The following is a 6516-nucleotide window of genomic DNA, read 5'->3' as shown; positions in this document are numbered from 1 at the left end:
AGGCCCGCCACGACGCCCTGGAGCCCTGGCTGGAGCACTACAACTACACTCGAGCCCACACCGCCTGCGGAGGCAAACCCCCGATCACCCGAGTGTCACCAACGTCATGACCGAGTACAGCTAGTCAGCACGGCGGGGCTGAACGATCAGCCCCGCCGACACCCACGGGATGCTCGCCCGTGAGCACTCCGAATCGACTCAGACCTCCATGCGCGAGACGGCAAGCCCGTCGGTACCCTCCGGAGCGACGTCGACACGCACCACGTCGCCGTCGGCGATCGTGCTCGACAGGATCGCGCGGGCGAGGGCGTCGTCGATCTCGTGCTGCATGAGGCGGCGCAGCGGGCGCGCCCCGTACACGGGGTCGTAGCCGCGCTCCGCGAGCCAGGTGCGAGCATCCGGCGTCACCGCCAGCTGCAGGCGACGATCGGCGAGGCGGCGCTCGAGACGATCGATCTGCAGCGACACGATCTGGCCGAGGTCGTCCGTCGTGAGCGGCGCGAACACGACGATGTCATCGAGCCGGTTGACGAATTCGGGCTTGAAGGCCTGCCGCACCATGTCGTTCACGCCGGCGACCTTCGCCTCCCACTCGAGCGAGGGGTCGATGAGCAGTTGCGAGCCCAGGTTCGAGGTGAGGATGAGGATCGTGTTGCGGAAATCGACCGTGCGGCCCTGGCCATCGGTGAGGCGGCCGTCGTCGAGCACCTGCAGCAGCAGGTCGAAGACCTCCGGGTGCGCCTTCTCGACCTCGTCGAGCAGGATCACCGAGTAGGGGCGACGGCGCACGGCCTCCGTGAGCTGCCCGCCCTGCTCGTAGCCCACGTAGCCGGGAGGGGCGCCGATGAGACGCGAGACGGCGAACTTCTCGCCGTACTCGCTCATGTCGATGCGCACGAGCGCCTTCTCATCGTCGAACAGGTAGTCGGCGAGCGCCTTCGCGAGCTCGGTCTTGCCGACGCCGGTCGGGCCGAGGAAGAGGAACGAGCCCGTGGGCCGGTCAGGGTCGCTGATGCCCGCGCGCGTGCGCCGCACCGCCTCCGAGACGGCCACGACGGCGTCGCGCTGGCCGATGATGCGCTTGCCGAGCTCTGCCTCCAGGGTCAGCAGCTTCTCCGTCTCGCCCTGCGTGAGCTTGTCGACGGGGATGCCCGTCCAGGCGGCCACGACCGCGGCGATGTCCTCGTCCGTCACCTGGTCGTTGACCATGCGCGGGCCGCTCTCGGCCGACTCCGCTTCGGCGAGCTGCGTCTCGATGCCCGGGATCACCTCGTAGTTGAGGCGCGAGGCCTCCTGGTACTGCCCCTCGCGCATGGCGCGATCGAGCTCGATGCGCGCGTCGTTGAGGCGGGTGCGCAGGTCGCCGACGGCGGTCAGGCCCGACTTCTCGGCCGCCCAGCGCTTCTGCAGGGCATCCCGCTCGGCGGTCTTCTCGGCCAGCTCGCCGCGTAGCTTCTCCAGGCGGGCCTTCGACGCGTCGTCCTTCTCCTTCTTGAGGGCGAGCTCCTCGATCTCGAGTCGCGTCACCGCCCGCTTGAGTTCGTCGAGCTCGACGGGGCTCGACTCGATCTCCATCTTGAGACGGCTCGCCGCCTCGTCGACGAGGTCGATCGCCTTGTCGGGCAGCTGGCGCGCGGTGATGTACCTGTTGCTGAGCGAGGCCGCGGCGACGAGGGCGCTGTCGGCGATCGAGACCTTGTGGTGCGCCTCGTAGCGCTCCTTGAGGCCGCGCAGGATCGCGACGGTGTCCTCGACGCTCGGCTCGCCCACGTAGACCTGCTGGAAGCGGCGCTCGAGCGCGGCGTCCTTCTCGATGAACTCCCGGTACTCGTTGAGCGTCGTCGCGCCGATGAGGCGCAGCTCGCCGCGCGCGAGCATGGGCTTGAGCATGTTCGCGGCCGCGACGGATCCCTCTCCCCCACCGGCGCCCATGAGGCTGTGCAGCTCGTCGATGAAGGTGATGACCTGGCCGTCGGAGTCGTCGATCTCCTTCAGCACGGCCTTGAGGCGCTCCTCGAACTCGCCGCGGTATTTGGCGCCGGCCACGAGGGCCGCGAGGTCGAGGCCGACGAGCTGCTTGTCCTTGAGCGAGTCGGGCACGTCGCCCGCGACGATGCGCTGGGCGAGTCCTTCGACGACGGCGGTCTTGCCGACGCCGGGCTCGCCGATGAGCACGGGGTTGTTCTTGGTGCGGCGGCTGAGCACCTGGCTCACGCGGCGAATCTCGGCGTCGCGGCCGATCACGGGGTCGAGCTTGCCGGAGCGGGCGATCTCGGTGAGGTTGACGCCGTACTGCTCGAGGGCAGACTTCTGGGCCTCCTGGCTGGAGGGGGCGCCTTGCATGTTGGCCATCGTGTACTCCTGCGGGGTGGAGAGTCGCGGCAATCTTGAGTCGCGGTGACTCAAGTTTACGCCGCGGCACCCGACTCCGCTAGCGGATGCCCGTTCCGAGGCTCTGCTCACGGCGAACACGCAGGCCGCCCACGAGCGGGGAATACTCCGCCGGGGCAATCGCTTGAAGCCCAGCATGACGACTCTCGGCATCATCGGTTCCGGCAACATCGGCTCGCAGCTCGCCCGCGCATTCGCGAAGCTCGGGCACGACATCGTGATCGCGAACTCGCGCGGCCCCGCCTCCCTCGAGGAGTTCGCCGCCGAGGTCACGGCGGCCGGAGGCGGCACCGTCACCCCGGGCACTGTCGAGGAGGCCTCCCGTGCGGGAGAGCTCGTGGTGCTCACGGTTCCGCTCGGCGTCGTGCCGAGCATCCCGAGCGAACCGCTCGCGGGGCGCATCGTGATCGACACCAACAACTACTACCCCGCCCGCGACGGCAGCATCGCCGAGCTCGACGAGGAGCGCCTCACGACCGCCGAGTGGGTGGCGCAGCACCTGCCCGAGTCGACGGTCGTGAAGGCGTTCAACCACATCCCCGCCGCCGACATCACGGCCCACGCCGAGCCCTCCGGCAGCTCCACGCGTCGTGCCCTCATGGTCTACGGCGACGTCGACGCGGCAGTGCGGCGCGTGACCGAGCTCGTCGAGGCGATCGGCTTCGACGCGATCGTCGGCGGGCCGCTCCGCGACAGCTGGCGCATCCAGCGGGACACCCCCGGCTACGGGCCGCGGTTCGCGGCGGCCGAGCTGCGGGACCAGCTCGCGGCCGTGCGCAGCTACGGCGAGCGGTAGCTCACCCAGCGCTCGTCAGCGCCGCCGCGAGACGGTCACGGTGAACTTCGGCCCGCGCGAGACCTGGCGCGTCGGGCCCACCGTGCGCTCGAGGGCGGGCGCGTAGTCCAGGTGGCTGTTCCACACGCTCCACAGCTGGCCACCCGGGCGCAGCACGCGCCCCGCCTCGGCGAAGAGCCGCAGCGCGACGCCCGTGTGCACGGCCGCGCCGACGTGGAACGGAGGGTTGAGCACGATGAGATCGGCGCTGTCGGTCGGCTGCGTCGACAGGCCGTCATCCTGCACGGCGTCGATCTGGACGCCGTTGGCCGCCGCCGTGAGCCGCGTGCTCGCGACGGCGACCGCGGACACGTCCGTCGCGATGACCCTCGCCGTGGGAGCGCGGCGCGCGAGCGCGACGGCGAGCACGCCGGTTCCGCACGCCAGGTCGATCGCGGTCTCGTAGGCGGGCCACTGCTCGGCGACGTCCAGCAGGGCGCGCGTGCCGATATCGAGGGATGCCCCGCCGAACACTCCCGCGAGCGCGACGATGCGCAGCCCGTGCTCGGGCACCTCGCCCACAGTGGGCTCGGCGGGCGCGACGTCGCGCGGCCCTCGGCCGGTCAGCAGACGCGCCTTCTGCCGCGCGAGCGAGACGTCGACCCGCTCCCAGCTGCGGCGCAGCACGTCGTTCTGGGTGGGCGTCATGTGCTTGACCATGTTGCCCGCGAGCAGGACGGCGTCGGGGTGCGCGCAGCGAGCGACCTCGCGCGCGATCGCGTCGAGTCTGTCGAGTGAGCGTGGGAGTCGCAGCAGGATGAGCCGGGCATCCCGCGAGACCACGTCGGCGAGGGCATGGTGGCTCATCGCGGTGACGCCGGAGTCGGTGGCGTTCGCCTCCAGGGCACGCCGGGCGACGAGAGAGTCCTGGTGCACGCGCACGTGGTGCGCACCGAGGGCGAGGGCGCCGAGGCTGAGGGCCCCGTGGGTGTCCTCGAGGACGGCGACCTCGGCAGGCCGGTCCTGCAGCCAGGGATCGGCGGTGTCGAGCAGGTAGCGGTCGGCCGCATCCCAGGCCCGCAGCTCGGGCGTCTCGATGTCGGGGCGGCGGCGCAGGAGTTCGAGCACGCGGTCGAGCGGAGCATCGGTCACTCGCGCAACCCTAGGCCCTCGCGCCGGACTGCGTGGCCGCGACTAGCCTCGGCGAAACGGTCGCCAGACGACGACCTGGTTCGACTTCTGCGCGCGCGTTCCCGCCTTGAGCGAGATGACCTCGCCCTCCGAGCCGGCCGCGAAGACGCGGCGCCCCGGCTTGGAGAGCAGCTCGTCGGCGAGCGCCGTCTCGAGCTCGCGCACGCGGCGACGCAGCTCGGTGACGTCGTTCTCGAGCTCGAGGATGCGGCGGATGCCCTCGAGGTTGAGACCCTCACCGCTGAGCCGGGCGATCTCTCGCAGCTGCACGACGTTGCGCATCGAGTAGCGGCGGCTCTGCCCCGCCGTGCGGGTCGGCGACACGAGCCCGAGGCGGTCGTACTGCCGCAGGGTCTGGGGGTGCATCCCGGCCAATTCCGCCGCGATCGCGATGGCGAACATGGGGGTGTCCTCGTCCACCTGGTCTCCTCCCACGTCGCTCCCGCCTCAGCTCATTGTGTCGCGCGCTACCCGCGTGCGCGAGCGATGAGGTCGTCGCGCGGGTTCTCGGCCGGCAGGCTCTCCGCGAATTCGCGCAGCTTCTTCGTGCTCTCGGCGCTCACGTGCGCGGGCACTGCGACCTGCACGGTCGCGAGCAGGTCGCCCGTGCCCTTCGGCGTGGTGACGCCGCGGCCCTTGACGCGTAGCACGCGACCGCTCGGTGTTCCCGGCGCGACCTTGAGCTTCACCGGGTCGCCTCCGAGCGTCGGAACCTCGATCGTCGCGCCCAGCGTCGCCTCCACGAAGGTCACGGGCACGTCGACGCGCAGATTGAGGCCGTCCCGCTCGAAGACGGGATGCTTGCGCACCGAGACCGTCAGCAGGAGGTCACCGGCGGGGCCGCCGTCGATGCTGCGCTCGCCCTTGCCCTTCAGGCGGATCTTCTGGCCATCCGAGACCCCCGCGGGGATCTTGACCGTGAGTGACTTGCCGCCCTGCCGCTCGAGCGTGACGGTGTCGCCCTGGATCGCGGTGAGGAATTCGAGGGAGACCGAGGCCGTCTGGTCGCGCCCCTTCGTGGGGCCGCCGTAGCCGCGGAACCCGCCCGATGTCTGGCCGAACCGGCCGTCGCCGAACATGCCGCCGAAGATGTCCTCGAAGCCGCCCGCGCCACCCGGCTGAGCGCGGCGACCACCGGCGCCCCCGCCGAACATGCCGCCGAAGACATCCTCGAAGCCGCCCTGACCACCGCCACCGGCGGTGAAGCGGGCGCCGGAACCCATCGCGCGCATCTGGTCGTACTCGGCGCGCTGCTCGGGATCGGCGAGAACGTGATGCGCCTCGCTGATCTCCTTGAAGCGCGCCTCCGCGCTCGCGTCACCCGGGTTCGAGTCGGGGTGGTACTTGCGGGCGAGGGCGCGGTAGGCCTTCTTGAGGTCTGCCGCCGAGACGTCCTTCGGCACGCCGAGCACGGCGTAGAAGTCTTTCTCGAACCAGTCGTTGCTGGCCATGTCGCCCTCCTAGTTCTCGGGAACCGAGACGGCCACCTTCGCCGGGCGCACGAGCTTCTCGCCGAGGGCGTAGCCGACCTCGATCACCTCGGCGACCGTGTTCGACGTCGCCTCCGCGCTCGGCAGCTGCACGAGAGCCTCGTGCAGGGCCGGGTCGAAGGGCTCGCCGATCTCGCCGACGCGCCGCAGGCCGTACCGCTCGAAGCTGCTGCGCATCTTCTGCGCCACGAGCTCGAGCGGGCTGCCCTCCAGGTCGCCGTGCGAGGCCGCACGATCCAGGTCGTCGATCGCCGGCAGGAGTGAGCGAATCACCTCGGCGACGACCGCCTCGCGGTTCGCCGCGCGGTCGCGCTCGACGCGGGTGCGGAAGTTCGCGAGCTCGGCCTCCGCGCGTGCAGCGCGATCCCGGTACTCCTCGATCTCCTTCGCCCCGGCCTCCGAGAGGATGTGGTCGATGTCGGCATCGAGAGAGTTGCCGGTCTCGGAGACTTCCACGTCGGCGTCCTCGACGGCGAAGAGCTCGTCGAGCTCCTCGGCGTCCGTCGAGGCGCCGTCCTCGGCGAGGGGGGCGTCGCCGTCGCGAGCAGCCTGATCGCTGCCGTGGTCGTCGCCGTGGTCGCCACCGTGCTCGTCGGCCGCGGCCGGGGTGGGGGTGCCCTCCTCGGGCACCTCCGCCCCGTCCTCGTTCTTGCGCTTCTTGGCCGCCAT

Annotated in this window: 6 protein-coding genes; 1 reads left to right on the top strand and 5 read right to left on the bottom strand. The window is 70.9% G+C overall.

Annotation, left to right across the window (positions count from 1 at the left end):
- Window positions 1–198: 198 nt before the first annotated feature.
- A complete protein-coding gene (locus tag FK219_RS11730) occupies window positions 199–2352 on the bottom strand; it encodes an ATP-dependent Clp protease ATP-binding subunit (protein WP_152584104.1) in 2154 nt (717 codons plus the stop codon).
- A 175-nt stretch (window positions 2353–2527) separates the two neighbouring features.
- On the opposite strand from FK219_RS11730, the gene FK219_RS11725 reads away from it, so the two are divergent.
- Window positions 2528–3187 carry an NADPH-dependent F420 reductase gene (locus FK219_RS11725; RefSeq protein WP_152584103.1) on the top strand — a complete coding sequence of 220 codons (660 nt, stop codon included), beginning with the start codon at window positions 2528–2530 and terminating at the stop codon, window positions 3185–3187.
- 15 nt (window positions 3188–3202) lie between these two features.
- Here FK219_RS11725 and FK219_RS11720 read toward each other — a convergent pair whose 3' ends face one another.
- The 4 genes from FK219_RS11720 to FK219_RS11705 all read right to left on the bottom strand — a co-directional run bounded on the left by FK219_RS11720 (window position 3203) and on the right by FK219_RS11705 (window position 6516).
- The gene (locus FK219_RS11720) at window positions 3203–4318 is read right to left on the bottom strand and encodes a class I SAM-dependent methyltransferase (RefSeq protein ID WP_152584102.1); all 1116 of its coding nucleotides are present in this window, start codon (window positions 4316–4318) and stop codon (window positions 3203–3205) included.
- A gap of 42 nt (window positions 4319–4360) precedes the next feature.
- A complete protein-coding gene (locus FK219_RS11715) occupies window positions 4361–4759 on the bottom strand; it encodes a heat shock protein transcriptional repressor HspR (protein WP_168212691.1) in 399 nt (132 codons plus the stop codon).
- Window positions 4760–4824: 65 nt separating this feature from the next.
- Window positions 4825–5808 (bottom strand): DnaJ C-terminal domain-containing protein, encoded by a 984-nt coding sequence (locus tag FK219_RS11710; RefSeq protein WP_152584100.1) that lies wholly within the window; start codon window positions 5806–5808, stop codon window positions 4825–4827.
- Between the two features lie 9 nt (window positions 5809–5817).
- Window positions 5818–6516 (bottom strand): nucleotide exchange factor GrpE, encoded by a 699-nt coding sequence (locus tag FK219_RS11705; protein WP_152584099.1) that lies wholly within the window; start codon window positions 6514–6516, stop codon window positions 5818–5820.

It is taken from the genome of Microcella pacifica, assembly GCF_009371975.2.
Classification (GTDB): domain Bacteria; phylum Actinomycetota; class Actinomycetes; order Actinomycetales; family Microbacteriaceae; genus Microcella; species Microcella pacifica.
This window is presented reverse-complemented; position numbering and strand designations above follow the sequence as displayed.

Coding starts and splice junctions, on each gene's coding strand:
- FK219_RS11730 (WP_152584104.1), bottom strand. CDS start 2,352: ATGGCCAACATGCAAGGCGCCCCCTCCAGCCAGGAGGCCCAGAAGTCT.
- FK219_RS11725 (WP_152584103.1), top strand. CDS start 2,528: ATGACGACTCTCGGCATCATCGGTTCCGGCAACATCGGCTCGCAGCTC.
- FK219_RS11715 (WP_168212691.1), bottom strand. CDS start 4,759: ATGTTCGCCATCGCGATCGCGGCGGAATTGGCCGGGATGCACCCCCAG.
- FK219_RS11710 (WP_152584100.1), bottom strand. CDS start 5,808: ATGGCCAGCAACGACTGGTTCGAGAAAGACTTCTACGCCGTGCTCGGC.
- FK219_RS11705 (WP_152584099.1), bottom strand. CDS start 6,516: ATGGCGGCCAAGAAGCGCAAGAACGAGGACGGGGCGGAGGTGCCCGAG.